26 protein-coding genes and 1 tRNA gene are annotated in these 25,518 nt (G+C 40.7%); 23 read left to right on the top strand and 4 right to left on the bottom strand.

The annotated features are described in order from the left end of the window. Nucleotides 1-49: 49 nt before the first annotated feature. Nucleotides 50-133, bottom strand: a tRNA-Leu gene (locus Q0590_RS14390). A gap of 526 nt (nt 134-659) precedes the next feature. On the opposite strand from Q0590_RS14390, the gene Q0590_RS14395 reads away from it, so the two are divergent. The 10 genes from Q0590_RS14395 (at nt 660) to Q0590_RS14440 (ending at nt 9,442) form a co-directional block, all read left to right on the top strand. Beyond that, on the top strand, nt 660-1,235 hold the full coding sequence (locus Q0590_RS14395) for a restriction endonuclease subunit S (RefSeq protein ID WP_302038257.1): 576 nt from the start codon (nt 660-662) through the stop codon (nt 1,233-1,235). A gap of 2 nt (nt 1,236-1,237) precedes the next feature. Then, nucleotides 1,238-2,707 carry an N-6 DNA methylase gene (locus tag Q0590_RS14400; RefSeq protein ID WP_302038258.1) on the top strand — a complete coding sequence of 490 codons (1,470 nt, stop codon included), beginning with the start codon at nt 1,238-1,240 and terminating at the stop codon, nt 2,705-2,707. A gap of 112 nt (nt 2,708-2,819) precedes the next feature. Continuing rightward, nucleotides 2,820-3,866, top strand: coding sequence for an oxidoreductase (locus tag Q0590_RS14405; RefSeq protein ID WP_302038259.1), 1,047 nt, complete (start codon nt 2,820-2,822; stop codon nt 3,864-3,866). Between the two features lie 234 nt (nt 3,867-4,100). Next, nucleotides 4,101-4,631 carry an RNA polymerase sigma factor gene (locus tag Q0590_RS14410; protein ID WP_378411429.1) on the top strand — a complete coding sequence of 177 codons (531 nt, stop codon included), beginning with the start codon at nt 4,101-4,103 and terminating at the stop codon, nt 4,629-4,631. Next, entirely contained in the window at nt 4,606-6,282 is a 1,677-nt protein-coding gene (locus Q0590_RS14415; RefSeq protein WP_302038261.1) for a porin family protein, read from the top strand. The genes Q0590_RS14410 and Q0590_RS14415 overlap by 26 nt, the downstream gene beginning before the upstream one ends. 33 nt (nt 6,283-6,315) lie before the next feature. Beyond that, nucleotides 6,316-6,888 carry a SprB repeat-containing protein gene (locus Q0590_RS14420; protein WP_302038262.1) on the top strand — a complete coding sequence of 191 codons (573 nt, stop codon included), beginning with the start codon at nt 6,316-6,318 and terminating at the stop codon, nt 6,886-6,888. Between the two features lie 111 nt (nt 6,889-6,999). Further along, complete coding sequence (locus Q0590_RS14425; protein ID WP_302038263.1) at nt 7,000-7,419, top strand: OB-fold protein; 420 nt, start codon at nt 7,000-7,002, stop codon at nt 7,417-7,419. Between the two features lie 81 nt (nt 7,420-7,500). Next, nucleotides 7,501-7,932, top strand: a complete 432-nt coding sequence (locus Q0590_RS14430; protein WP_302038264.1) for a hypothetical protein — start codon at nt 7,501-7,503, stop codon at nt 7,930-7,932. Between the two features lie 48 nt (nt 7,933-7,980). Next, a complete protein-coding gene (locus Q0590_RS14435; RefSeq protein ID WP_302038265.1) occupies nt 7,981-8,535 on the top strand; it encodes a YceI family protein in 555 nt (184 codons plus the stop codon). 4 nt (nt 8,536-8,539) lie between these two features. Then, on the top strand, nt 8,540-9,442 hold the full coding sequence (locus tag Q0590_RS14440) for a DUF5777 family beta-barrel protein (RefSeq protein ID WP_302038266.1): 903 nt from the start codon (nt 8,540-8,542) through the stop codon (nt 9,440-9,442). An 88-nt stretch (nt 9,443-9,530) separates the two neighbouring features. Here Q0590_RS14440 and Q0590_RS14445 read toward each other — a convergent pair whose 3' ends face one another. Both Q0590_RS14445 and Q0590_RS14450 read right to left on the bottom strand, forming a co-directional pair. After that, the gene (locus tag Q0590_RS14445) at nt 9,531-11,009 is read right to left on the bottom strand and encodes a PRC-barrel domain-containing protein (RefSeq protein WP_302038267.1); all 1,479 of its coding nucleotides are present in this window, start codon (nt 11,007-11,009) and stop codon (nt 9,531-9,533) included. A gap of 57 nt (nt 11,010-11,066) precedes the next feature. After that, a complete protein-coding gene (locus tag Q0590_RS14450) occupies nt 11,067-11,312 on the bottom strand; it encodes a hypothetical protein (RefSeq protein ID WP_302038268.1) in 246 nt (81 codons plus the stop codon). Nucleotides 11,313-11,534: 222 nt separating this feature from the next. On the opposite strand from Q0590_RS14450, the gene Q0590_RS14455 reads away from it, so the two are divergent. The 12 genes from Q0590_RS14455 to Q0590_RS14510 all read left to right on the top strand — a co-directional run bounded on the left by Q0590_RS14455 (nt 11,535) and on the right by Q0590_RS14510 (nt 20,913). Beyond that, nucleotides 11,535-12,239 carry a 16S rRNA (uracil(1498)-N(3))-methyltransferase gene (locus tag Q0590_RS14455; RefSeq protein ID WP_302038269.1) on the top strand — a complete coding sequence of 235 codons (705 nt, stop codon included), beginning with the start codon at nt 11,535-11,537 and terminating at the stop codon, nt 12,237-12,239. Between the two features lie 59 nt (nt 12,240-12,298). Then, nucleotides 12,299-12,973, top strand: coding sequence for a DUF4159 domain-containing protein (locus Q0590_RS14460; protein ID WP_302038270.1), 675 nt, complete (start codon nt 12,299-12,301; stop codon nt 12,971-12,973). Nucleotides 12,974-12,978: 5 nt separating this feature from the next. Next, complete coding sequence (locus tag Q0590_RS14465) at nt 12,979-13,545, top strand: hypothetical protein (RefSeq protein ID WP_302038271.1); 567 nt, start codon at nt 12,979-12,981, stop codon at nt 13,543-13,545. Between the two features lie 159 nt (nt 13,546-13,704). Next, nucleotides 13,705-14,448 carry a hypothetical protein gene (locus tag Q0590_RS14470; protein WP_302038272.1) on the top strand — a complete coding sequence of 248 codons (744 nt, stop codon included), beginning with the start codon at nt 13,705-13,707 and terminating at the stop codon, nt 14,446-14,448. 243 nt (nt 14,449-14,691) lie between these two features. Further along, a complete protein-coding gene (locus Q0590_RS14475) occupies nt 14,692-15,432 on the top strand; it encodes a hypothetical protein (RefSeq protein ID WP_302038273.1) in 741 nt (246 codons plus the stop codon). Between the two features lie 292 nt (nt 15,433-15,724). Continuing rightward, nucleotides 15,725-16,708 (top strand): S41 family peptidase, encoded by a 984-nt coding sequence (locus Q0590_RS14480; RefSeq protein ID WP_302038274.1) that lies wholly within the window; start codon nt 15,725-15,727, stop codon nt 16,706-16,708. Between the two features lie 17 nt (nt 16,709-16,725). Beyond that, entirely contained in the window at nt 16,726-16,869 is a 144-nt protein-coding gene (locus tag Q0590_RS14485) for a hypothetical protein (RefSeq protein ID WP_302038275.1), read from the top strand. A gap of 50 nt (nt 16,870-16,919) precedes the next feature. Then, nucleotides 16,920-17,684 (top strand): hypothetical protein, encoded by a 765-nt coding sequence (locus Q0590_RS14490; RefSeq protein ID WP_302038276.1) that lies wholly within the window; start codon nt 16,920-16,922, stop codon nt 17,682-17,684. Nucleotides 17,685-17,801: 117 nt separating this feature from the next. Beyond that, complete coding sequence (locus Q0590_RS14495; RefSeq protein ID WP_302038277.1) at nt 17,802-18,491, top strand: 3-keto-alpha-glucoside-1,2-lyase-like domain-containing protein; 690 nt, start codon at nt 17,802-17,804, stop codon at nt 18,489-18,491. Between the two features lie 100 nt (nt 18,492-18,591). After that, entirely contained in the window at nt 18,592-18,921 is a 330-nt protein-coding gene (locus Q0590_RS14500; RefSeq protein WP_302038278.1) for an antibiotic biosynthesis monooxygenase, read from the top strand. A gap of 468 nt (nt 18,922-19,389) precedes the next feature. Continuing rightward, nucleotides 19,390-19,812, top strand: coding sequence for a hypothetical protein (locus tag Q0590_RS14505; RefSeq protein ID WP_302038279.1), 423 nt, complete (start codon nt 19,390-19,392; stop codon nt 19,810-19,812). A 321-nt stretch (nt 19,813-20,133) separates the two neighbouring features. Then, nucleotides 20,134-20,913, top strand: coding sequence for an acyl-CoA desaturase (locus Q0590_RS14510; RefSeq protein WP_302038280.1), 780 nt, complete (start codon nt 20,134-20,136; stop codon nt 20,911-20,913). Nucleotides 20,914-21,002: 89 nt separating this feature from the next. Here Q0590_RS14510 and Q0590_RS14515 read toward each other — a convergent pair whose 3' ends face one another. Then, on the bottom strand, nt 21,003-21,623 hold the full coding sequence (locus Q0590_RS14515; RefSeq protein WP_302038281.1) for a hypothetical protein: 621 nt from the start codon (nt 21,621-21,623) through the stop codon (nt 21,003-21,005). A 223-nt stretch (nt 21,624-21,846) separates the two neighbouring features. Here Q0590_RS14515 and smc point away from each other — a divergent pair, with 223 nt between their 5' ends. Next, nucleotides 21,847-25,425, top strand: coding sequence for a chromosome segregation protein SMC (gene smc / locus Q0590_RS14520; RefSeq protein ID WP_302038282.1), 3,579 nt, complete (start codon nt 21,847-21,849; stop codon nt 25,423-25,425). The last annotated feature ends 93 nt before the right edge of the window (nt 25,426-25,518 follow it).

Below are 25,518 nucleotides of genomic sequence, written 5' to 3' on the forward strand. Positions count from 1 at the left end.
AGGGATAATAAAAAACCCGTTCAACTAATTAATTGAACGGGTTAAAGAGTGCCGAAGGCGAGAGTCGAACTCGCACGAGCTTGCGCTCGCACGCCCCTGAAACGTGTGCGTCTACCAATTCCGCCACTTCGGCTACAGGTGCATGCAAATGTACTCAATTATTCGATTTTTGAAAATTTTCTAAATGCGCTATAAAAAAAATTTAACATTTACCTTAAATTTATAAAAGGTGTCAGATAGTTTTCTTAAACAGATATATTTCCTCTGTATTGAGGCATTCTCTCTATCAATCAGAGGCTTTAGCCAAATCCATCTAAAGCCGCCTATCCAAGTTGATAAATTAATTTCAAAAAATTATCTTCTTACATGAAGAATTGGAATTTTTTTATATATTTATCCAGGGCACATAAGAATAGATAATTTTATAGACTCGCACAAGCTATCGCTTGTATTATATACAACTGCTGTATAAAGTCTATTATAGTTGATTGACTATCAATATTTTGGCAAAATAATTCTGCATGTAGTAAGATACATGTATAAACTATAATTTTTTTTAGTCTGCTGATTCAAATACCTTTTTATTTATATATTTTTATTCAAATTATAGAAAATTAAGTAACAATGTGTTAATTAGTGCATTATTTGTCTACACCTACATGATTATAAAGTTACACGAGATTGCCGACATCAAAACAGGGATTACTTTCAGAAACCGTTTATTGGATAATTTGGAGGGAGAAGTAGAAGTTATACAGATGAAAGATGTGGATATTGACGGCAATATTTCTGAAAATTTAGTTCATATTAGTGAAGAGCTGGTGAAGCCTAAACACTTGCTTCAGGCAGGGCAACTTATTTTGCTTGCTAAAGGTAAGTATACGTCTGCTTGTTTAATAAAAGAGTCTGATAAAAAACTGGTAATATCTTCTGCATTTTTCTCATTAAAAATCAAGTCTGGTCAAAAAGTGCTGCCAGAATACCTACAGTGGTATTTAAACCAGCCTGAGGCCAGAGATTATTTTAAATCTTTTGCCTCAGGCACCAGTATGTTTACACTACCCATGAGTGTTTTAAAAAACTTATCTATACCGCTACCGGATCTGGCTATGCAGGAAAAAGTAGTACGTATGGTACGCCTGCGCGATCAGGAGAAAACACTGGTGTATCAACTGGAAGATGAGAAAGAGAAATATATTCAACAGTTACTCCTTCAACATGTTTATCAGAACTAGCTATGTATAATGACTTAATCTTAAGCTTAAACCACCATTACCGAAAATTTAAAGATAAAGACAAAGAACCCTCCTTGTTTTTTCACTTTCTGGCGTTGCTGGCACTTAAATACATTTATGACACCCGCAATAAGGCACTTCCGTTTAAGCTGGAAACTTCCCTAGCCGACAGTTTGCAGCAAATTTTCAGGCAAAATACCCGGTCTTCTGTAGCAGTAGCTTTGGATAAGGTTATTGCTCAACTTTCGAAGAAATATAAATCTACCCTAGCAGGGGTATTTCTAGATATTTCGTTCCGTGAGCTGGGAAACGGGAAAGAGAAAAATCTGGAAGCTAAGCTTAGTTCACTTATTAGCGAAGTAGCCGATATGGATTTAAGCAGCCATGAGGTAGATGAAGCCCATGGCTTAGTGGTGGGCGCTGCCATTGAATACCTTATCGAAAAATTTGCCGAAGAGCATTTTCATAAAAGCGGGTTCCTGTATACACCCCGTAGCATCTCCAGGCTAATGGCAGAACTTGCAGGGTTAAATGAATCTACCACAGTATATGACCCTGCCTGCGGACTAGGTACACTACTTATCCAATGCAGCCGTGCGGGGGGGATTTCCGACTACAAATTATATGGCCAGGAAATCCATTCACAGTATGTGCAGCTTTGCAGGTTTAATATGTTGTTTAATGGGTTGATCCGGGCTGAGATTGAAACAGCTAATAGCTTACAGAACTCAAAGTTTGTTTCCGGGAAAAAACTGCTGACTTTTGATAGAGTTATTTCGCATCCACCTTACCAGATAGAAACTTTATTGCCTAGCCAGCCTGAACTAATTTTTGAAAAGGATAAAGAAACCAGGCATCTGTTTATTGTTGAAGAACCTGCGGTAGCCTATAAAAACAACAGGGAAGCTAGTGCACCTGCTCAGGTAGAAGCAGATTTTGTAACGCATATCCTGCAATCGCTGCAACCAGATGGAAAAGCTATACTCATTGTGCCACATGGAGCCCTGTTCAAACTAGGCAATGCACATACCGTACGCCGGTATCTGATACACAAAAACTACATAGAAGCTGTGATAGATATGCCTCCCAATATTTTTTACAGCAGCAAAACCAATGTGTCTATTCTCATCCTAAACAAAAAGAAGTTGCATACCGATATATTGTTTGTGGATGCTTCTACTGGTTTTGAACCCGACAGGCGGCGGAATAAGTTACGTGCTGAGCATACAACCTACATCCGGGAAGTATTTGAAGCCTATAAGTCAGTGAAAAACTTTGCCCACCGTGCCAGCTTTCAGGAAGTAACGGATAACAGCAACAATTATAACTTAACAGCCAAACGGTATATTCAGCACAGCCATGTGCCTTCGGAAAAAGATATTGAACCGTTAAAAAAGAAAGTAGATTCTTTAACGGCAGAACTCAAAAAAGTGCGTGGTGCTATAGATGAGGAATTAAAGTACTTTATGTAACCGGCAACCCATAGTTTTAGAAGTTCTTAGTTGACTTTTGGTGTTTGATAGTTGATATTTGACAGTAGGTATCTGGCCTGGCCAGGTAAATAACTCTTAAACAATCAATCTCTTGGAAAAAACACTAAATGTTGCTTTGGCAGCGTATGGAATGTCGGGTGAAGTATTTCATGCACCCTTGCTTACATCACATCCGGGTTTTAAGCTCACCAAAGTAGTAGAGCGGAGAAGTAATAAATCCAGTGCGGCCTATCCATTTGTGGAAGTAGTCAGATCATTTGACGAACTACTGGCTGACCCGGCTATTGAGGTAATCGTAGTGAATACGCCTAATAGTCTGCATTATGAACAGGCAAGCAAAGCACTTACCGCAGGTAAGCATGTAATTGTAGAAAAGCCTTTTACAGTAAATTCTCAGGAAGCAAAGGAACTCATCGCTCTGGCAGCAAAACAGGCAAAAGTACTCTCTGTGTTTCAGAACAGACGTTGGGATGGTGATTTTTTAACAGTAAAGCAGGTAGTAGCCAATAAACTTTTGGGCCAGTTAGTAGATTTTGAAGCACACTACGACAGGTTCCGGAATTATGTAGAAGCCGACACCTGGAAAGAAGAAACCGGCCCCGGTTCTGGCATCTTATATAATTTGGGTTCTCATATGATAGATCAGGCACTAGTACTTTTCGGAATGCCCCGTTCCGTAACAGCCGACATCCGCATACAACGCCCGGGCGGTAAAATTGACGATAGCTACGATATCCGGATGAATTATGATGACTTGCGGGTGACACTTAAGTCGAGTTACCTGGTAAGGGAGCCAGGTCCCAGGTATATGTTGCATGGTACTCAGGGCACTTTTATGAAATATGGATTAGATCCTCAGGAAGATGCCTTAAAAGTAGGAGGCAAACCGACCGATAAAAACTGGGGTGTAGATTCGAAGTCTTTTTGGGGAACGATCAATACCCAAATCAACAATTTGCATCTGACCGGCCAGATTGAAACCCTGCCCGGAAATTATCTGCAGTATTATGAAAGTGTGTACCAGGCTATTGCTTCTGGTAAACCTCTGGCTGTACAAGCACAAGAGTCTATGCAGGGTATTCAAATTATCGAAGCCGCTATGGAAAGCAGTCGTACACAGCAAACCATTGTAGTGTAATCTATATTCCTATGTCTTCTACAAATAACTAGTAAATATAGCAGTTGCAGCCCCTGTTATGTGTGTTTCTTCACACAGCACGGGGGCTGCTTGTGAATTAACCTGGTACTTGCTTCCTAATGCCAGCTATAAATATTTTTTTCCTGGCAAGCAACCAATCCCTAAAAATGCCCGTGCTGTGGGCGCAAACATTTTTTTGTGAATCCTGAACCAGATGAACGCCTAGCAGCCCTTATACAAGCTTGTATAAAGGGAGATAAAAATAGCCAGAAAGCTTTGTATAAAAGCTTTTATGGATATGCTATGAGCATTTGTATGCGATATTCCATGAACCGTGAAGAGGCCGCTGAGGTGATGAATGATGGATTTATGAAAGTGTTTACTAAACTGACCAAGTATGATACGTCCCGTTCATTTAAAGGATGGCTTCGTAAAATCATGATCAATACCGCATTAGATAATTACCGTCATAACCTGAAACATTATTATCAACAAGATATTGAAACATCGCCAGATGTATCTGCTTCCGGAAATGTACTGGCAGATATGGCATATGAGGATATTGTAGGTTTGGTACAGAAGCTTTCTCCAGCGTACCGTACCGCATTTAATCTATATGTAATGGATGGATATACACATGAAGAAATAGCTGAAATGCTGAGTATTTCTGTTGGTACCTCCAAGTCTAATTTGTCTAAGGCAAGGGAAAACCTGAGGAGTCTGTTAAAAAAAAATAAAGATGAGTACGCAAGATATTCCCGATAACGAGTTGGATGATTTTTTCAGAAAGTCATTAGAGGAGCCTGAAATAGACTTCCGGGAAGAGGATTGGCTACAGCTGGAGAAAAAAATGGATGCAGCTGCCCGTCAGAAGGCTACTTTCCGCAAGTACCTGTATAGTGTGCTACTATTGCTTTTACTTGGCATCAGTATTCCTACGGCTCTTTGGATAAATTCTCAGGATGACGCTACAGCAATTGCATCTTTGCCAGAACAGGCTTTACCCGAAAGCTCTACTTCCACAGAAGGTACCCCTAAAAGAACAGACAGTAACACAGTTGATGAATTTACAGATAATCAGTTGGCAGCTAACAATCCTGATGAAACGAACAACAAAAATACGGCTGACCTTAAACAACTGGAAGAACCAAAGGGCAAACAAACCAAAGCTGTAGAAGAGAAAGAAGAAAGCCAGGGAAAGGAACTACCTAAACAAGCAGTCAGCAGGCAGGATTCTAAAGAAAAAGATAAAGAAACTAAGCTAATTGGTAAGGAAGGTAAAGAAACGGGCGTATCAGGTGAGTACAAACCAACTGCAACCGTAGGGACTGCCAAACAACCGGCACAGCAGAACAACAAGCCGGCAGATCTTAGTAATGAGGAGATTATTGGAACGGAGCCAAGTATAGACCGCAAAATTAATCCATCGACTAGCAGGCGGGTAAGGCAGGCGAATGAAAATACAGATACCAGTGCTCCAAAAATCATTCCTGGCAACTCCATGACGTATATACATGGTAAACCTTCTACCAGTAAACCAAGTGTTGAAAGCAAAGAGGACGTTACCGATGCTAATGCGAATGAATGGGACCAGCCAGGTACGCCTTTAATAGAGCCTACAGACGAATACACCAATGGAGTAGGAGGGTTACCCTCAGAATGGCCCTTGTTTTCTATGTCGCAGGTAGCCGTAAAACAACTGACTATAAACCGTCAATTTCCGGGAAAATACACCCGGGCATTAACTGAGATGTTGCCGGCCAGTTCAGCGGATACACAACCCAACGACTCTATAGTGAAAAAACTGGCGAAAGAACGAATAAATTACCGTTTTAAAATAAGCCTGGTGCTTTCGCCAGATATAAGTACGGTGAGGCTTGGCGACATTACACGGCCAGGTACAAATATAGGCATTCTGTTCAGCTACCGTTTTTCTCCAAGAATGAGCGTATCTACCGGGCTAATCCGCTCGGCTAAAATTTATGATGCCCGTACGGAAGATTACAATCCACCTTACGGACAGTGGATCTATTACATAAAACCTGTAGCTATAAAAGCTACCTGTACCGTACTGGATATTCCATTAAACATCCGGTATAACCTTCTGGCAAAGGAGAAATTTACCCTATATGCTGTCACAGGGTTATCTTCGTACCTGATGCTTTCTGAATACTACAAGTATATTTATAATGTTGACGATACACATTTAAGAAAATACTGGAAGGTTAATAATGAGAACAAGCATTTTTTTAAAGTATATAACATATCAGCAGGGTACGAACGGAAACTGGGCAGACGGCTAACGGCGGGTGCAGAACCTTTTGTGAAGATACCGGGTGCCGGAGTGGGTTTTGGCAAAATTCAACTCTGGAGTGCAGGCATATTTATTTCTGCTAATTATCAACTAGGCAAATAACCTTTTAAACTAACCTTATTCCCTTACAGAATTATGAAAAACCTGACCTCTACTCTGGCAGGAGCAGCATTGGTATGCTTTCTCAGTATTTCCTGCGAAAAAGAAAACAGTGATCCTATAAATTGTGCTACTGACGGGCCAACGGTTGCTGCAACGGCTAGCAACGCTTCGTGTGGCAACGACGATGGCAGTTTACAAGTAACTGGTACCGGCGGCAAATCTCCTTATCAATATTCCATTGATGGTACTACTTTCCAGGCAGGAACAAATTTTGCCAGTCTGGGGGCAGGAAATTATACCATTACTATAAAAGATGCCAATAACTGCACAAGTACTGCTACTGCTACAATAGATGTAACTGCAGGAAGCGTCGGTTACGAAGCCACGGTGAAAAATATTATTGCCACCAACTGCTCTATTGGCACTTGCCATGTTTCTGGTGGGCAAGCTCCAGGTGATTTCAGTCAGTTATCGGTAGTACAAAATAAGGCTGCTCAGATAAAAACCCGTACCGGAAACCGCTCTATGCCTGTAGGCCGCACACTGACCGAAGAACAGATTCAGCAGATTGCTTGCTGGGTAGACTCCGGTGCACCAGCTAATTAGTATAGCTGGTGAGTCTAAGATTCCATAGGTAATGTTTGCATGGAATTCTCTGCTAAACAAGGCAGAATTTCTGATTCTGCTTTGTTTTCTTCATCTTTTTAGTATTTGCTTATGAAAACTCCAGTTATACTCAGTATCGTAGGCGTTGTTATTTTAGTGGGAATAGCAGTTGCATTTTCATTATACAACAAACCGCACAGGCAGGCAGGTAACGCAGCACCTGATTTAAAAGTAAAGGCTACCGAATTATATGCCATGTATACGGCTGATGAAAGCAAAGCCGATTCCTTATACCTGGATAAGGTATTGCAAGTAGAAGGCATAGTAAAAGAAATACTCACTAACGAAAATGGAGATAAAGTACTTATGCTGGAAAGTCCTGAGCTTTTTGGAATTAGCTGCTCTATGGCAGATAGCCAAAGCAAAGATCTCTCAGCGGTGAAAGTAGGTGCACCAGTTACAGTAAAAGGAATCTGCCATGGAATGCTGATGGATGTGGTCCTGGTAAAATGTGTGTTGGTAGAGAGGTAATAGTAGACCCTTCAACCATGCGAGTTCAGAATATCTCCAAACTATATTTTTATCCTTTCATAAATCTATACCATGACTAACATGCTGACTAACATGCTGACTAACATGCTGACTAACATGCTGACTAACAAAATACTTTATAAACTAACTTCTAAGTTCCTATATGCTGCCATAGCTGCTTTTTTCCTGTGGGCTTGCACATACAATAACGAAGAAGAGTTGTATGGTAACCTGCCAGGAACCTGCGATACTACCACCGTATCGTATGCAACAGATATATTGCCTTTGCTGCAAAGTGATTGCTATGGGTGCCATAGCCAGGCAGCTTCTATGGGAGGCATTAATCTGGAAGGTCATAGCCGGGTAAAAGTGGTTGCAGACAATGGCCGGCTGCTTGGGGCAGTTTCTCATGCCTCCGGTTTTTCACCTATGCCCAAAAATGGAAGCAAACTTCCTGCCTGCGAGATTAATAAAATCAGAAGGTGGATCAACCTGGGCACACCCAATAATTAACCTATTCCTGGTAAAAGCACTATTTACTTTCCTCTAAAGCCATTTCGTATGAAACAACCATTGATTTTATTTCTCTGCTTTTGTGCTTTCTCTTTTGCAGAAGCTCAAGGTAAATATTTTACCCGTACAGGGCATATTTCTTTTTATTCGAAAACACCCCTGGAAGATATACAGGCCAATAACCGGCAGGTAGCTAGTGTTATTGATTTTTCTACTGGGGAAATGGTATTTTCAGTATTGATGAAGTCTTTTGAGTTTCCGAAGGCACTTATGCAGGAGCATTTTAACGAAAACTATATAGAGTCAGATAAGTATCCCAAGTCTACTTTTAAAGGCAAGATCCTAAATATTCAAACGGTAGATGTACAAAAAAATGGTTCGTATCCGGTAGAAGTGGAAGGGGAACTTACCATTCATGGCGTAACTAAGCCTGTCAAAAGCAACGGCACCCTGGAAGTAAAAGAGAATAAAATCTATGGTAAGTCACAGTTTACAGTGGCTGTAGCCGATTATAATATACAAATTCCCAAACTGGTAAGAGATAATATTGCCAAGAATATAGATATACAGGTAGACATGGTGTACGAACCTTTTAAGCAATAATGATATGCAGCAACTTTATAAATTACTTTTCTTTTTAATTTTCCTAACCGCTTCCATTCAACTCCAGGCACAAAACGATCTGCTCAACTTACTGGAAAATGACTCCCTAAATAAAGGGCAGAAAGACTATACCTATGCTACTTTCAAAAGTACCCGGGTAATTAACGGTCAATCGGTAGAAACGCAGAAAGCCAAGGTGCTTCAATTCTTGATCTCTCACCGTTTTGGCCGGCTCAACAGTGGCGCGTACAACTTTTTTGGGTTAGACGATGCCACCATCCGGTTAGGTCTGGAATATGGGCTAACCGATGTACTTACTATAGGTGTAGGAAGAAGTTCTCTGGAAAAAACCTACGATGGATTTGTGAAGTATAAAGTACTGCGGCAGCGGCCAAGCGGTATGCCTGTGTCCGTAGTGCTATTTGCCAGCACGGCTATCAATACCTTAGAGTTTAGCGATGCAGAAAGAGATAACTTGTTTTCTTCCAGGCTTTCGTATACGTATCAGGCTATTATTGGGCGTAAATTCAGCGATAAACTTTCGCTGCAACTATCGCCAACCATGGTTCACCGGAACCTGGTACCTACCACCGTTGACCAGAATGATGTGTATGCAGTTGGTGTTGCCGGCCGGTATAAACTAACCAAACGTACATCACTAAATGCCGAATATTTTTATCTGCTACCTGGAGAAACCGCCAATGATTATTACAATTCCCTTTCTGTAGGCTTTGATATAGAAACTGGAGGCCACGTTTTTCAGCTGCATTTCACTAATTCGCAGGGGATGCTGGAGAAGTTTTTTGTTCCGGCTACCAATGGTAACTGGCTGAAAGGCGATATTTATTTTGGATTTAATATTTCCAGAGTATTCAGTTTGAAGAAAGAAGAAAAGAAGCCGTATTAAAAGCAACTGACTCTGGGTACTTTGTGCGGAAAGTTAACCGAATACAAAAAACAATCCCCAAACAGATGATTCGGTTTGGGGATTGTTTTTATTTATTAAAAATAATAGATTTTCGCTTTTTACGCTCTCCATAAAACTTAGCATCGTCGAAAGATTCCTGGTTGTAGAAATCACTGCGGCTGTTAGAACCGATGGTATAATCCGGCGAAAGCGTAGTAAGCAAGGTATGTTCATAGTCCCTGGTTACTGCCTGGCCAGTGTACGACGGGCATTTCATCACCATAGAACGGTCCAGCGTAGGAATAACCACTTTATCGTCTTTTTGGTCTATAGTGGCTACACCAATAGGGATTAACACATGCCGGCTTTCTTTTTCATTCGTGATGGAATTGTCTACATCCACATCCAGGTAGCGGACCTTCATCACTTCAGTATCTACAATCAGTTCATTGATGCGGCCAATGTTCTCGCCTCTGTTCCCTAAAACATTCCAGCCCCGCACATCCAGGTGTTTGTCGGCAACTTCATATTCGTCTTCTATTTCTTTCAGCCTTTTTAGTGTAGGCATCCTGTTCTGGTTATCATTCTCAAGGTAGCTGGCTTCCAGGGCTTCTCTTTCTCGGCGCAGATGTTCCTGGCTTTCGGCATGCAGGCGGTCCGTTTCGCGGGTGTCTTCTTTCAGCCGGTTCATCCGTTCCTGATAAAGTTTGTCTTGCTCAAGCTTTTCCAGCTGTATGCGGTAGAGTTCATCCTGGCGGGCTTTTTCCTGCTGAACCTGTGCTACTCTATCGTCTATTAATTGTACCTGCACTTGCCGTTCCTGGTTTATGCGGGCTATACGTTCCTGTAAGTTCTTATCGTAGTTTTCCAGTTCCAAACGCAACAATCTGGATTTTTCTTCATAGTCTGTGTCTACTTCAGCTCTGTCGCGTTCAATTTCCATAAGGCGGTTCTGGTACTTTTCGTGCTCGTCGTTCCAGTCCCGGTTTATGGCCGTCCGGCTTTTCAGCACATCCTCTTTGTAGCTTTGATCCTGCAGAAAGGCATTTATCTTTTCTTCATAGATTTTATCCTGCTTCAGTATTTCCAGATTTAATGCATCAATCTGTGCCTGAATTTCTTCCTGTTTCTGTTTCTTTTCCAGCTCCAGCTGCCACACACCTTCCCGGTGCTTTTCATCTTTTTCTACCTCATGCACCCGGATATGTTCCAGTTTTTGATGATAAGCTCCCTGGCGGCTGCTCAATTCCTGTTGTATAGACGTTAGTTTTTCCTGAAACTTCCTGTCATGTTCTGCTTTTTCTTCCACCATTCTAGCCATTCTGTCTTGCAGCAAGTCGTGTTTATACTGCTCATCCTGGCGGAGTTTTGCTATACGTTCTTCATATAGCCTGTTTTGCTGCGTACGCTCGTCTGTTAGTGCAGCAAGCTTATCCTGGTACTCTTCGTCCAGGTGCATTTTATTTTTGTTCAGATTCTCCAGATTTACATAGCAATTGTCGGCATTGCTAACTTCGTCTATAAAATCTATATGTTCGCGTTTGCGTTCGTTTCTATCCTGATTCATATATCCTCCTTTAGTTGATTTGTTTTAGTTCCAACCTGTACTTGTGCAACAGAAGTATCAGGCTAAGTAGGTTTCCAGTTTCAGTGAAACAATCCCTGGTACCTGTGTCATGCTTTTAGGTTTTAGAGCTATTTGCCTGTTTGCCTGCAACTTTAGCACCTGGCTCGATTGATTAGGTTGGGTAGTTGAATCGGTGTTGTTTTTGGTAACTAGCCATACTACAATTGCCACTAAGGCCAGGATTCCCAGAATCCAAAGCCATACCGGACTTTTGCTTTTTTTTCTTATAGGTATTTCAGCCATCGCTCGTGTTGTTAGAATATCCTTGAATACGTATAATTTGCCTGTTGATCGATGCTTAATTATCAAAGCTTTAGTATATTGAACATGCAAAGTGCCGTACTCAATTTTTACGGGAATGCGTATACATAGTTTGGTCTTTCAGCCGCCTTTTTCAAATACTTGCCTGCGTATAATTTCTGTAACAATAAATTATATGATGGATAGGGCTGTTATTTAACAAGTATGATAGTATTTTATAACCCACAATTTTCGCCTGCTACACCCATTCTTCCCGAAGAAGAAGCCAGACATGGAATAAAAGTACTCCGGATGAACACCGGTGATACATTGCATGTAACCGACGGAAAAGGAAATATGTATGAAGCAGAGATAGCCTCAACTGATATTAAAAAGTGCAGAGTAGCCATCCGGCACATACATCCGGAGTTTGGTAAAAAGCCTTATTCTATCCACCTGGCAATTGCCCCAACCAAAAACGCAGACCGGACAGAGTGGCTGGTAGAAAAATGTGTGGAGCTGGGGATTGATGAGATTAGTTTTATTGCTTGCGAACGTTCGGAGAGAAGGGTGTTCAAAACCGACCGTCTGGAGAAAATTGCCGTAGCTGCTATGAAACAATCAATAAAAGCCTATTTGCCACATATTCATGAGGTAATTCCGTTCCGGCAGTTTATTGAAAAACCCCTGGACGGGCAAAAATTTGTAGCGCATTTGGAAGAAGGGAGAAGGGAGTTGTTGCAAAAAGCAGCCATTAGGCAGCATTCCTATTGTTTACTGGTTGGCCCGGAAGGTGATTTTTCTCCAGCAGAAATAGCCTTAGCTCTGGAAAAAGGATATGTACCGGTTAGCTTAGGCGAAAGCCGGTTACGTACAGAAACAGCCGGAATGGCTGGTTGCCATATCCTGAATCTGATCAATAATTCTTAAGCCGTTTCTGCACTAAAAATACCCGGAATAAGTTTATATATGTATTACTCCAAACTATTATGCAGCCAAAGTATCCGTTTCTGATTTTACTTATTCTTCTATGTTCATTCGCTGGTATACCTGCTTTTGCCCAGAAGCCGGCTTATAAAATTGCTAAACTCAAATACAGTGGCGGGGGCGACTGGTATGCTAACAAAACATCTCTACCCAACCTGATTGATTTTGTTAATAAAAACCTGAAAATGAACATTGCTGCCGAGGAAGAAGTAGTTGAGGTAGGTAGCCCGGAATTGTTTTCATATCCTTTTGTTCATATGACCGGCCATGGAAATGTGGTATTTTCCGATTCGGAAGTACGTAATTTGCGAAAATATTTAATGTCGGGTGGGTTTCTGCACGTAGATGATAATTATGGCCTGGATAAATTTATCCGCCTGGAAATGAAAAAGGTGTTTCCGGAACTAGATTTTGTAGAACTGCCTTTCAATCATCCTATTTACCACCAGAAATATAGCTTTCCTAATGGCCTGCCTAAAGTTCATGAACACGATGGCAAACCTAGCCAGGGGTTTGGCCTGATCTACGAAGGCCGCCTGGTATGCTTCTACAGTTACGAAACTGATTTGGGGAATGGCTGGGAAGATCAGTCGGTGCATGAAGATCCTGAAGAAAAACGGCAGGAGGCTCTCCGCATGGGAGCTAATTTGCTGTATTTTGCCCTTACTAATTATTAACCTTCATGCGGCTTACCGGAATTACCCGGAAACCGGAAAATAGCATAGCTATCCTTCTTCAACGCGTATATTCATTAGTCCGCAATATAATGATTCATAACGAAAGGAAGAATCGATTAAATTATCCAAGAAGCATTGAAGTTATTCTTTATCCGGACAGCATATTAGTTAGCACGTATTATCAGGCAAAAGCAGGATTCAGCTTTACTACGGATAATATCTCATGGATTGATGTATATGCCACTGCTGAAGAAATAGGTAAGGTAGCCAGAAAGCATCTGGCAATCAGTCAAACGGATGTAGATACTCCAACCGATTTTTCGTATATTCAGAAAGCCTATAACAAAGCCACTGGATTTACAAGCATAAAGAATCAAATGAAAGATGCCCGTTCTATTATGTTAGGAGAAACAGAAAAGCACTTTAGCATTCTGCCTTTCCGAAATGGAGGTGCTGTAGGAGAATCCAGAGGATACCATCCCTTAATAAATAAAGAAATAAAAATCGAGAATACTATTTCAGATAGTCAGCTAGGAGAACAAATCAGAAAAGGTTGGAACAATTGTGAATAAAAACGTAAGCATACAACACCAACTTTAATCGGTCAGCAGCCATGCTAAGGCTCAGTATTGGTACTAAATCTTGCCCCTAATAAGTTTTGAGCCAACAGTAGATAGATAAATGACTGCTTATGGTTTGTATTTTATAAGAGGAATAGATAACTTTTCTGTATGCAGAAATTACTATGGTGTTTTGTAGCAGGAATAGGTATGCACTTTTCCGGGAGGGCACAAGAAACTCCTGTCTATTCAATTAACGCTGGAGAAGTAGTCTCTACGATAATTCCGTCCAAAGAGCAATACCTCTATAATGGATTTCAACAGGGAACTGTTTTTTTCAGAAATGGAAGATCCTTGCCTGCCAGGCTCAATTATAATCGCTTATATGGGGAAATGCAGTTTATCAACAGCAAAGGCGATACGCTAGCCCTAGTGGAAGAAAATTCGCTGAAAAAGATTGCTATTGGTGAACAGGTATTTTATTATATGAATAAAAATGGTTTCGTTGAGCTAATTCCTGCTGATGTCCCTGTAAAGCTTGCCAGGAAACAAAACCTGGAAATTATTCGAAGCGCCTTCAAATTAGTTAGCAATTCAGGAGGTGTTGCTGCCGGAGGGCCTGGGATTAGTATGAATGGACCCGGTAAAGGCTCCAATTTTACGCCTGGCTATAGCTACAGGAACCTATATTCGCAAAAAGCTCCGGGAGAATTGCAATTGGCCAGACAAAGCTCCTATTATTTTGTCGATCAAAATGAGCGTATTTACCGGGCGCAGAAGGCTACCTTGCTGAAGCTATTTGGCAGGCACAAAAAGGCAATTGAACACTATGTAGATACCAATCAACTAGATTTTACCCGGGAAGAAGATTTGAAAAAGCTACTTGTGTTCTGTGCTCAATGGACTGAAAAGTGAAAAGATAAATGATGAAGATAATCATTGCCAGCATCAACCCCATTGTTAGTACTGCTTCCAGTATACTTAGCTCAGTGAGAAGCCCCAGATGCTGCTATAAGCAAACTAAACGATAGGGCTTTTTCTTATTTTGTAGGAATAAATAAGAGCTTTTTTAACTAAAAATGCTCTTTATGATATAAAATAATTTCCAAAGTATGGAATGCTGTTTTCCGCCTTTACACTTATAAGCGTAAGTATGTTATGTTCAAACTATTAATTTTGCTAAGTATACTCTGCTCAACGGGCAATTTGCATTCTCTTGCCCAATCTCCCCAACTTTATGAGCTAAAGGCCGGACAAATTTTCAAACAGGCCATGCCCCTTCATGCCAGATATGGCTATGAGAGCTTTCAGGCAGGAGAAGTATCCTTCATCGATGGAAAATCTGCCAAGGGTAGGTTCAATTACAATTATTTTTATGCGGCCATGGAGTTTATCTCCACAAACGGAGATACCCTGTTGTTAACCAATGCCTATAGAATCCAAAAGGTAGCTATCGGGGAAGATTTGTATCTGCACTATTACACGCAAGGCTATTTTCAACAGCTAGCTGAGTTCGCTCACCTAAAACTAGCCAGAAAAAGGCAACTCCTGCTGAAGAAAATTAAAAGTAAAAATCCTGTTCGAAATGGCTATGAACCACGTGGCCCATCCATTTCCGGCGTATCATTGCTCGATCCTGCAGTTGATTATTCCATTAGTTACAGCCGGGTGTATGAAAATCCCTGCCAAGAAGATCTGCTGTTTGCCAAGGAAACATCCTTCTACCTGATTGACAAAAATCAACGCCTTTATCCGGCGACAAAAACTACTTTTTTGAAGTTTTACTCCAAAAACAAGAAAGATATTCACCAGTACCTGCAAGCGAATAGCATTAATTTCAAGAAAGAGGAAGACTTACTCAACCTACTTTCTTATTGTAGTCAGTTGGGTACTTTGTAAGTAACTGTGCCGGAGGAAACAAACGTTTTTACCAGTAGCTGACCCAAGCAGGTGAAATAACAGCTTAGTCCATTGATTTATGATTTGATACTTGCCAACGAAAGGAATCTAACTAAAAGCTAGCTTGTAACTCCCATCCGGCAACAACTGGTCTTTAATCACAATGGACCTATCACGGGGATTTTTACTGCAGTATAGCAAGTAACAATGATAACCAGGTGTAGAAAATAGTGAATGATATAATGGAATATTTATTTTTAGTATGTTCTTTCTTTAAACCTCTAATCACTCTATGAAACTATATTACTTTTTGATTTGGCTAGTGTTAAGTTCTTTACTAAGCTGTAAAAAAGAGGATAGCCCTACGGTTACTTCTCCGCAGGCACAAGCGTACATAGAAGAAGTAGTGGCAATCATGCAACGCTACTCCGTAAATCGTAAACAAATTGATTGGAATGATTTCAAACAAAAAATTACGGGTTTGGCAAATGGTGCACAAACTATTGCCGATACGTATCCAGCCATTACGCTCGCTTTAAAAATGCTTGAAGATAATCACAGCAGCTATGTTGCCGCAACTGGTGGCAGGGTATTAAGTGGGAATACGAAGGCAATCTGCGTAGATTTTGCTCCGGTAAAGGTGCCAGAAACTGATGGTATAGGCTATATTCACCTACCATCCTCAGGAGGGTATGATGCCAATGGTGTGAAGTATGGATTGATAGGACTTGAATATGCACAACATATTCAGGCTTTAATCAAACAACAAGACCAGCCAGCGCTCAAAGGATGGATTATTGATCTGAGGGGAAACAAAGGAGGAGATATGTGGGCGATGTTAGCAGGGGTTGGCCCTTTATTGGGAGAAGGGACGGTAGGCTATTTTATGGACCCGGATGGAAATTATTATCCCTGGTCCTATACAAATGGGGTGGCTTCTGAACGTTCGCCTATTTACACAGTGGCTAATCCGTACATACTGCAAAACCCTGCCCCTAAAATAGCTCTTTTGACAGATGGGGCTGTTGCTAGTGCAGCCGAAGGCATCACTATTGCATTTAAAGCTAGAGCAAATACAAGAAGCTTTGGCCCGGCCACCTGTGGTGTGTCAACGTCTAATGCGCCATTCTACCTAAGTGATGGCGCTTTACTAAGCCTCACCGTTGGTATAATGGCAGACCGCACTAAAAAAGTGTATGGCGGCCCGGTACCTAGTGATGAAAATTTATCTTCTCTTACTGCTGTACAAAAAGCAATAGAATGGGTAAGCCAATAAATCGCACCATAGGGAAAATGACTGCTACCAAAATTGAAAAACCTACCATGCTTAATCCGTCCATCTGTGCTCCTCAGCTGATAGCCACAACTCAACACAGCGTGTGGGAGTTAATAGGCTATACATTTGGCAGTAAGCCAATAAAAAATACTGGCGTATAGCATTTAAAACGAATTTTGATTATTTAGGAAGGAAAATGGCCACTCTACCCATGAAATACATCCTGCTATGTGTTTTAGCCTGGTCTTCTGCGCATATGTGTTTACAAGCACAGCACAAACAAAAGTACACTATTCACACAGGAGAAATCGTAACTCAGGTGATACCAGCTGCTGAGCGAATGCACTATGAGCAGTTCAAACCTGCAACGGTAAATTATCACAATGGAAAATCAACGGCTATTTATAACAATTACAGCTATTTGCCTGGGGAGATGCAGTTCATTGGACCAAAGAAGGATACACTTATTATGATTGATGACCCGTTAATCAAAAGTATCCGCGTGGGAGAGGATGTATTTTATTACCTACCTGGAATAGGTTATTTGCTAGCCTTGCGTGACACTTACCCCGTAAAGCCTGTTGAAAACCATATTATCAAGATTATAAAGGGTGCTCCGCTGAGTGGATATCAACCGACTAATATAGTGGTCACCACGGATTTCAATACGGGAATTGCTCAGGGCACCGTGACTGACAAGTATGTAGGGCCAAAGCCGAGTAATGATCAGCTCTATTATCAACCAGCCCCCAATTTAATGCTGCTGTCCCGGAAAATATCCTTTTATCTGATGGATAAGAACCAGCGATTTTATGAGGCCAAAAAATCCAATCTTTTCAAACTCTTTCCTAGCTATTACAAGCCCATTAAACACTATATCCAAGAACAAGCAATAAACTTTAAAAGCAAAGAAGATCTAATTAAGTTAGTAGAGTTCTGCAATCAATTACAAAGAGACCATCCTGCTGAGAAATAATCTTGCGGAAACTAACCTGCTGACACGCAGAACCAAAACACGAAAGCCTCGCATTGTGAATAGTTGATATATGCGCATTCAATAAGATATATGCGCATTCAATAAAAAGATACAGATATGCCACTAAAACTCATGGTTATTTTTGCCCTTATCCTGCTGTATGGTAAGGATTCAATGAGCCAAACCGGTAAACACCAATTTCCCTTAAAAAGCATGGAGGGGCTTGAGCCTGTGCATGTAACCTTGAAAGCGGCTAATTACTTAGGCAAACAATCGGTACAAGTGACTGATACGGCAAAGGGGATAACGTCGGAAGTAAAATACGTCAAACTCAAAGATATCTCATTCCATAATGGAGTAATTGAAGTAGAGTTAGCTGGAAAACCCTCGGCTACAGCCGTAGAAACCGCGCGGGGTTTTGTAGGCATTGCTTTTCGCATCAGTGAAGATAACTCTAAATTTGAGTGCATTTACTTAAGGCCTACCAATGGCCGGGCTCCCGACCAGGTCCGGAGGAATCACTCAGTGCAGTATATTTCGTATCCGAACCTACCCTGGGAAAAAAGCCGGAAAGAAACACCTGAAAAGTATGAATCTTATGTGGATTTGGTAGTAGGGGAGTGGACAAAAGTCAAAATTGAGGTAGAAGGAGAAAAAGCTACCTTATATGTTCATGGCCAAGCGCAACCAACCTTACTTGTGAACGACCTGAAGCACGGCGCTACTCAATCTGGTAGTATTGGATTATGGATAGGATCTGGAACAGAGGCCTACTTTAGAAATTTGGTGATTACAAAAAAAGAGTAAACAAACGTATGCAACCACCTTATTACTGGTATCCGGCCTCTTTCAATCACCATCGCTCACTGCACCAAGAAGCGTTTACAGAAATAATTAATTGATTGACATGACAGAAAACACGAAGATAAGCAAGAAAATAACCCGCATTTGGCATGGGATAACAAAGGCAACGGATGCGGAAGCCTACCTGGCGTATTTAGAAAAAACAGGCGTTGATGGGTATAAGAAAACGCCAGGCAATCTGGGAGTACAAATACTTCGACGAATTGAAGGCGACCGCTGCCACTTCTGGACGGTGACACAATGGGATAGTTACGAAAGTATTAAGGGGTTTGCCGGGCCGGATTATGAGAAGGCACGGTATTATGAAGAGGATAAAAATTATTTATTATCGTTTGAGCCGCAGGTTATTCATTGCGAAACATTTGAATTTTAGAAAGTACTACCCTTAATCCTTGCAAGCCGTTGACTTGCTCTTTTCAAAGGCAAAGTCTTACCTCAGCGAACCCGAATCCAGTTGCCGTTGGTCTATTGGGTGTAACTAAATTGTTATCTTTCAAGTACATACTGAGTACTTCCTATGAAAATTACTATATTCAACTATCTTTTCATCTTTTAACACGAAAATTATGCTGATCTATCTGGGAGCTCTATCAGTTGGTGAAATCCTTTTTTCAATATTGCTAACAAGTTTGTTTTTCTATGGTATTTATTATCTGTTAAGAGGCATTATAAAAGCTATAGTAAAGGATGTTCTAAAAGACAGAAGAAGCTACTGAGTTACAAATGACATACTAATTAAAAAATAGTCCGGTTCTTTTCCAATACCGGCAATATTGCTAAGGATAAATCCATTTTATAGGTAAATCATTAAAAAGTATACGAAAAATAAATACCTGCATCTATGTTACAGCCTGTTTTTCCTTTGATACTTATTCGTAGCCAGGAAGGGTTACAAGTCATACCAACAGAAGCTGATCTTTGTAAGGCAACTCCTTTTGGCAAAATCAGAAACACAGACCAGGAACTGGTCTTTGATAAAGAAGGCAATAAATGGACCTATCGGTTAACGTCTCCTCAATCCAAAAAAAGCCTAGCAAAAAAAATATTAGATTATATTTTGTATAATCCAGTGATAGAAATTAAGCCGGAATGGACACAGCGGGACACGTATCAGATGCAGGAATTAAAAGAGCTAATGCACCAATGTATTACCAGACATACGGGCACTATTCCAATAGCTGCTAGGAATGCTATAAAAATGGGCATCGCTAAAGCAAGTTCGTTTACCGATTTATATCAATCTGTAAACCAGCTAGCTTTTTGATGTACGCCAGTAAGAAGTTTTCCCATCTTCATCCGGTTAGCTACGTTAAATAACCAATTATACTTCTGGCAGAAGTACTTGAATCTAAAATTGTGGAAAAAGTAGAAAAACTATCTTTACTTGACTAAATAGGGTAGAATTTTTCACAAGTTTTGGACTTCAGCCGAACTTAATTTCGATTTAAAAGATTAATTAGCTATCTTGCCAACCTTTCTAACTGAAATTTTATCAATAGTTTTTGAATAAAATTTTCCTAAATTCCGTAAACATACGAGCTCAACAAGCTCTTAAATATATCATTCACTTAAATCTTTTGTTACCGTGATTATTTTAGTTTTCTTCTTTGCGCACTGGTATTTATCCTTATTCTGCCAGACATTTTTCCTGCACCGTTATGCAGCACACAAGATGTTTACAATGAACAGATTTTGGGAAAGGTTTTTTTACCTGTTAACGTACGCTACCCAAGGATCTTCTTATTTGAGCCCCCGTGCCTATGCTATTTTGCACCGGATGCACCATGCGTACAGCGATACAGACAAAGATCCACATTCGCCACACCATACAGAAAACCTGATGACTATGATGTGGAAAACAAAAGATATTTATAATGGCTTTGCCAATGGTACAGTAGCCCCAGAACCGCAGTTCGACAGAAATTATCCGGTATGGGATAAGTTAGAGAAAGTAGCCGACACCTGGGTATCCAGAATCAGTTGGGGTGTATTTTACTCTCTGGTTTACATTGCTGCTTATTTGTTTGCTGATATGCACTGGGCTTTCTTCTTCTTATTACCTATCCACTTTTTAATGGGCCCAGTACATGGGGCTATCGTTAACTGGAGTGGGCATAAATATGGCTACCAGAACTACGATAACCATGATCAGTCTAAAAACTCGCTGATTTTTGATGTATTAATGATGGGAGAACTGTTTCAGAATAACCACCACAAATTACCGAACCGGGTAAACTTTGGCACCAAATGGTTTGAGTTCGACCCAACTTATCCGGTAATTAAATTTTTACATTGGACAAAAGTCATTAAACTGAAGCCTGAAAAAGTAAAAGCAAAACATAAAGCAGCTATTATAGAACATTAATCGTAAACTGCTTACCTACTAAAAAGGGGATACATTTCAAATGTATCCCCTTTTTGTTTTACCTGCTTCAAAGTTTTTCCGGTAAAGCGTTACTGATATTTTCTTTTAAAGATTTCACTCAGTATAAAAGCCGTTTTAACATTTTGTGGATCTCTTAGCAAACGGGCATATATAGTTGTTTTACTAGACGGAGCAGCCATATCAAAGGCAGCAAACCGCTTTTTCTGATCGTCCAGGCCTGCATAGGTTGATCTTTGCGGATCTTCATAGTCTACGTCGTTGGCTTCATTTCTATACACTGGCACATATTCTTCCTGTGAAATCTGCTCATACGAAAAAGGCTTTTCTCTGTCCGTTTGCTCAAGTTGTTTTCGGGTTTTGTCCTGCGCCCGTTCTAACTTCTGCGAAACTTTTTTTCTGGTTTTGTCAAGCGTTTGTTCCGCTTTCTTCCGGGCAGTTTCAGCCGTTGCCTGTTTAGTGGTTTGTTTTTTCTGAGTAACCTCCCCAAATTCATCCAGTAAATCATCAAACGAGAAGGGGCCAGTTTTGCGGGGCGGACGGTTTGTCTGAGTTGTAGGAACGGAAGGTTCGCCAGTAACTTCTACAGGAGGTGTGGTGCCCTCAGGTGGTTTCACGGCTTTATTTACCCCTTTCAGAATCAAATAAATAACCGCAATCGCAATATATACCAGAATTTGTATCCCATCCATACTATCAAATATGTAAAATAATGATAAATTTGAAAGCTATAAGAATGTATAAGGAAATGTGTATAGAAGTATACAAATAAATACATTTTTAAGCAGTAACAATTTTTATAAACATCTTATACAACTTGCAACCAGTTAAATTTAACACAAATAAGCTGATTTGTTACTATACTTCTAAGACTTATCCTGTACATACCCAAGTATATTATTGTTATAACGGCGGATGCAATTAAATAAATTAGAAATAAAAGGTTTCAAGAGTTTTGGGGATAAAGTAATTATCAACTTTGATGAAGGCATAACCGGCATTGTTGGGCCGAATGGATGTGGCAAATCGAATGTGGTAGATGCTATCCGTTGGGTGCTGGGTGAGCAAAAAACAAAAGCCCTGCGGTCTGAAAAGATGGAAAACATTATTTTTAATGGTACCAAAACCCGCAAAGCCCTGCAAATGGCTGAAGTATCGCTCACCTTTAACAATAACCGCAACCTGCTGCCTACCGAATATTCGCAGGTAACAGTTACCCGCAAATATTACCGCACCGGCGAAAGCGAATACATGCTTAATAATGTAGCCTGCCGCCTGAAAGACATTACCAATCTGTTTCTGGATACTGGTATTGGCTCCGATAGCTATGCCATTATTGAGCTAAAGATGGTGGATGAAATTCTAAACGATAAAGATAATTCCCGCCGGGGGTTATTTGAAGAAGCCGCTGGTATTTCCAAGTTCAAAATCCGGAAGAGAGAAACTTTACGCAAACTGGAAGATACCGATAATGACCTGAGCCGGGTAGAGGATCTGCTGCATGAGATCAGCAAAAACCTAAAAACCCTGGAAAAGCAGGCTAAACAAACGCAGAGTTATTTTAAATTAAAAGAAGAATACAAGCATTGGAGCATTGCCCTGGCCTGGAAAACCATTAGCAAGCATAGCGATGCCTTTATCAGCCTGGGAAAACATATAGAAACCGAACAAAACCGGCGTTCCAGTTTACAAGATTTGCTGCTAGAAAAAGATGCTCAGCTGGATAAAGAGAAGAACGAACTTTTGGAAAAAGAAAAACTACTTTCCGCCCGCCAGAAAACGTTAAATGAATACATAAACAAAATCCGGCAATACGAAAGTGAAAAGAAAATACGCAGCGAACGGCTCAACTTTTTATCTGATAAAGTGTCTTCTTTACAGACTGAAATAGAAACCGATACAGAGCAGAAAGAAAAATCGGAAGAATCGGTGCGGAGGTTGCAACTAGAAAAACAGGCGGCAGAAGTTAATTTCCGGGAAACCGAAGCCCAGGTAAAAGTATTGCTGGAAGAATATCAGGAGCAAAAGGAACTTACGCAGGATCTGCAACGGGAAGCTACACTTTTAAACCAAACGTACCGCAGTAAGCAGGATGAAATCTTTCAGCTGAAAAAGGCACTGGAGATTAAGCAGATTCAACTGTCGTCACTTAAACAGGAGTTGGAAAGAGCATCTTCAGATAATGCTGCCCAGAGTAGTAATCTTTCTTTGTTTGAAGAAAAGCTATATGAGGTAAATACGCAACTAGAAGAACACCAGGAGAAATATACCACCCTCCAGAAACAGGTTCAAACGTTACAACAAGAACTTGGGCAAACAGAGGTAGCTATAGAAACTACCCGCCAGGATCTTGCCCAGACAAACCGTACGCTAGATGCCAAACAAAATGAATATAAGCTGACTAAATCTCTGGTAGACAATCTGGAAGGATTTCCCGAAGCTATAAAGTACCTGAAAAAGCACCACGGATTTGATAAAAGTGCCCCATTGCTTTCAGATATTGTTACTTGCTCCAGCGATTACCGCATAGCCATCGAAAATTATCTGGAACCGGTAATGAACTATTATGTGGTGCAAACAGAAGAACAAGCCTACCAGGCAATTGGTTGGTTAAGCCATGCCGAGAAGGGGAGAGCCCACTTCTTTGTACTGGATAATGTAAAAGGCTACCAGTCTCCCAAGCCTGCTTTGGCTGATCCTGCGAAAGGAATTGTGGCTGCTATTGACATTGTGGATTATGAAGAGAAATATAAACCCCTGATTAGTATTTTGCTAGAAGGCGTGTATATTCTTTCTCAAAGCCATAGTTCTATACCCGGTAATGATGGAGCCATTTTTATTACGCAGAACGGCAAAATTACGCGCCGCCGCTTTAGTATTTCCGGAGGTTCGGTAGGTTCATTTGAGGGCAAACGGATAGGCCGGGCCAGAAACCTGGAAAGCCTAAAGACAGAGATAGCTGAATTATCAGAAAAATTAACTCAGTATACAGCGGCTCAGCAAAAGCTGCAACAGCGTAAAGGAGATTTGCTTAGCAAAGCCGGAGAGCTAAACAACCAGATAAGCCGCCTGCAAAAGGAGATAAATACATTGAGCCAGGAGCAGATCTCAATTAAAACAAGGCAGGAACAAACGGCTCTGTTACTTAGCAACCAAACTATGCGGCATTCGGCTATACTTGAGCAAATGGAAGTGTTACAGGAAGAAATAACTGAGCAGGAGCCGGAAGCCGAAAAGTGGGGTAAAGAGCTTAAGGCCATGGAATCAAAGATTAATACGCTTAACCAGGATTTGCTTACGCAGAATGAAATGCTGGGATTGCGTTCTTCGGCCTACAATCAAGAGACCATCCGGTTTCATCAGCAGCAGAACAAAGTAGCTGGTATTATACAGGAAATTACCCACAAGGCAAGCATATTACAAAGCAGCCACCTGCGCCTGGAAAAAAACCAGGAAGAATTAACCAAAGCACAAATGGCGCTGGAAGAGTTAATTGGCAGCGGCGAACGCAACGACGACGAACTAGTGGCTATGTACAAAGAAAAAGAGAACATAGAAACTGGTGTAAATGAAGCAGAAAAAAATTATTACCAGGCCAGAGGCACCATAGATAAATTAGAAAAAGAATCGAAAGAAGTACAACGGCAACGGGAAACTACCGATTCGCTGATTTCGGAACTGCATCACCGGCTGAATGAAACTAAACTCCAGCTGACCTCTGTAAAAGAAAGACTTTCAGTAGAATTCAGCATTGACCTGGATACATTTATTGAGGAAAAACAAACGGCTGCTGGTAAAATTATTATGGAAGGTGTACCAGAAGATATAACCGAACCAGCCATTAAAGAAAAGGTACAGGAAATCAAGAGCAAAATGGACCGGATTGGCCCAATTAACCCACTGGCTTTGGAAGCTTTTGAAGAAATGAAGAGCCGCTATGATTTTATTAACTCCCAAAAACAAGATCTGGTAAATGCCAAACAATCGTTATTAGACACCATACAGGAAATAAGCATGGTAGCTAAAGATAACTTTATGAAAGCCTATGAGCAGATCAGGCAGAATTTTATAAAAGTATTCCGCTCCTTATTTTCTGAAGAAGATACCTGCGACTTAAAATTATCTAACCCGGATAATCCGCTGGAATCAAGTATTGAAATCCTGGCCAAGCCCAAAGGAAAACGTCCACTGACTATTAACCAGCTATCTGGCGGAGAAAAAACATTAACAGCTATTTCTTTATTATTTGCTATATACCTGCTGAAGCCGGCCCCTTTCTGTATATTCGATGAGGTAGATGCTCCACTGGATGATGCCAATATTGATAAGTTCAACAATATTATCCGCAAATTTTCCAATGAGTCGCAGTTTATTATTGTTACGCATAATAAACGTACGATGGTATCTACTGATATTATTTATGGAATTACCCAGACGGAAGGAGATATTGGCGTATCTAAAGTAGTACCAGTAGACTTGCGGGCTTTAGTCTAACCATTCCATCTGTAGAATAGAACTATAAATTTTTGTTGAATTGTTGGGTTTAGATTTTACGCAAACGAAAAAGGCTGTCTTACGGAGACAGCC

Source organism: Rhodocytophaga aerolata (assembly GCF_030503435.1).
GTDB lineage: Bacteria > Bacteroidota > Bacteroidia > Cytophagales > 172606-1 > Rhodocytophaga > Rhodocytophaga aerolata.

Coding starts and splice junctions, on each gene's coding strand:
- Q0590_RS14395 (WP_302038257.1), top strand. CDS start 660: ATGATTATAAAGTTACACGAGATTGCCGACATCAAAACAGGGATTACT.
- Q0590_RS14400 (WP_302038258.1), top strand. CDS start 1,238: ATGTATAATGACTTAATCTTAAGCTTAAACCACCATTACCGAAAATTT.
- Q0590_RS14415 (WP_302038261.1), top strand. CDS start 4,606: ATGAGTACGCAAGATATTCCCGATAACGAGTTGGATGATTTTTTCAGA.
- Q0590_RS14420 (WP_302038262.1), top strand. CDS start 6,316: ATGAAAAACCTGACCTCTACTCTGGCAGGAGCAGCATTGGTATGCTTT.
- Q0590_RS14425 (WP_302038263.1), top strand. CDS start 7,000: ATGAAAACTCCAGTTATACTCAGTATCGTAGGCGTTGTTATTTTAGTG.
- Q0590_RS14430 (WP_302038264.1), top strand. CDS start 7,501: ATGCTGACTAACATGCTGACTAACATGCTGACTAACATGCTGACTAAC.
- Q0590_RS14435 (WP_302038265.1), top strand. CDS start 7,981: ATGAAACAACCATTGATTTTATTTCTCTGCTTTTGTGCTTTCTCTTTT.
- Q0590_RS14440 (WP_302038266.1), top strand. CDS start 8,540: ATGCAGCAACTTTATAAATTACTTTTCTTTTTAATTTTCCTAACCGCT.
- Q0590_RS14445 (WP_302038267.1), bottom strand. CDS start 11,009: ATGAATCAGGATAGAAACGAACGCAAACGCGAACATATAGATTTTATA.
- Q0590_RS14450 (WP_302038268.1), bottom strand. CDS start 11,312: ATGGCTGAAATACCTATAAGAAAAAAAAGCAAAAGTCCGGTATGGCTT.
- Q0590_RS14455 (WP_302038269.1), top strand. CDS start 11,535: ATGATAGTATTTTATAACCCACAATTTTCGCCTGCTACACCCATTCTT.
- Q0590_RS14460 (WP_302038270.1), top strand. CDS start 12,299: ATGCAGCCAAAGTATCCGTTTCTGATTTTACTTATTCTTCTATGTTCA.
- Q0590_RS14465 (WP_302038271.1), top strand. CDS start 12,979: ATGCGGCTTACCGGAATTACCCGGAAACCGGAAAATAGCATAGCTATC.
- Q0590_RS14470 (WP_302038272.1), top strand. CDS start 13,705: ATGCAGAAATTACTATGGTGTTTTGTAGCAGGAATAGGTATGCACTTT.
- Q0590_RS14475 (WP_302038273.1), top strand. CDS start 14,692: ATGTTCAAACTATTAATTTTGCTAAGTATACTCTGCTCAACGGGCAAT.
- Q0590_RS14480 (WP_302038274.1), top strand. CDS start 15,725: ATGAAACTATATTACTTTTTGATTTGGCTAGTGTTAAGTTCTTTACTA.
- Q0590_RS14485 (WP_302038275.1), top strand. CDS start 16,726: ATGACTGCTACCAAAATTGAAAAACCTACCATGCTTAATCCGTCCATC.
- Q0590_RS14490 (WP_302038276.1), top strand. CDS start 16,920: ATGAAATACATCCTGCTATGTGTTTTAGCCTGGTCTTCTGCGCATATG.
- Q0590_RS14495 (WP_302038277.1), top strand. CDS start 17,802: ATGCCACTAAAACTCATGGTTATTTTTGCCCTTATCCTGCTGTATGGT.
- Q0590_RS14500 (WP_302038278.1), top strand. CDS start 18,592: ATGACAGAAAACACGAAGATAAGCAAGAAAATAACCCGCATTTGGCAT.
- Q0590_RS14505 (WP_302038279.1), top strand. CDS start 19,390: ATGTTACAGCCTGTTTTTCCTTTGATACTTATTCGTAGCCAGGAAGGG.
- Q0590_RS14515 (WP_302038281.1), bottom strand. CDS start 21,623: ATGGATGGGATACAAATTCTGGTATATATTGCGATTGCGGTTATTTAT.
- smc (WP_302038282.1), top strand. CDS start 21,847: ATGCAATTAAATAAATTAGAAATAAAAGGTTTCAAGAGTTTTGGGGAT.